General features: G+C 65.2%; 2 protein-coding genes. Both read left to right on the forward strand.

From position 1 onward, the window contains the following. Positions 1 to 400: ATP-binding cassette domain-containing protein (locus BST12_RS29245; protein WP_139802079.1), on the forward strand; the 400-nt coding region annotated here is incomplete at its 5' end. A 14-nt stretch (positions 401 to 414) separates the two neighbouring features. Next, positions 415 to 538: hypothetical protein (locus tag BST12_RS34040; RefSeq protein ID WP_245850629.1), on the forward strand; the 124-nt coding region annotated here is incomplete at its 3' end.

Consider the following 538-nt stretch of genomic DNA (forward strand, 5'->3'; position numbering starts at 1 on the left):
GGGTACGTTGATCGTCGTCTCACACGACCGGTATCTGCTCGAGCGGGTCACTGACCAGCAGTACGCGATTCTCGATGACCGGTTGCGGCACCTGCCCGGCGGCATCGACGAATACCTGCAGCTGGCTGCCCGCGTTAGCGCCCCAGCACCGGCCGAGCGGCCAGCGCCGCCGGCGATGTCGGGCGCACAGCGACGTGCCACCGAAAAAGAGTTGGCCGCAGTCGACCGTCAACTCGCCCGCCTGGCCGACCGGGTGGCCGCCAAACATACCGAACTGGCCGAGCATGACCAGTCCGACCACGTCGGCATCACCCGGCTGACCCAGCAACTACGTGTCCTGCAAGACCACGTCGCGGCGATGGAGAATCGCTGGCTGGAGCTTTCGGAGATGCTCGAATGAGGACGTATCGGACGGTGCGCTACCCGCTTGGCGAAGCGCTGCTGGCGCTGTATCGATGGCGCGGTCCGCTGATCAACGCCGGAGTCGGTGGGCATGGCTACACCTATCTCCTGGGAGCAGAGGCCAACAGATTCGTGT

The sequence above is a fragment of the Mycobacterium angelicum genome (assembly GCF_002086155.1).
Lineage (GTDB): Bacteria > Actinomycetota > Actinomycetes > Mycobacteriales > Mycobacteriaceae > Mycobacterium > Mycobacterium angelicum.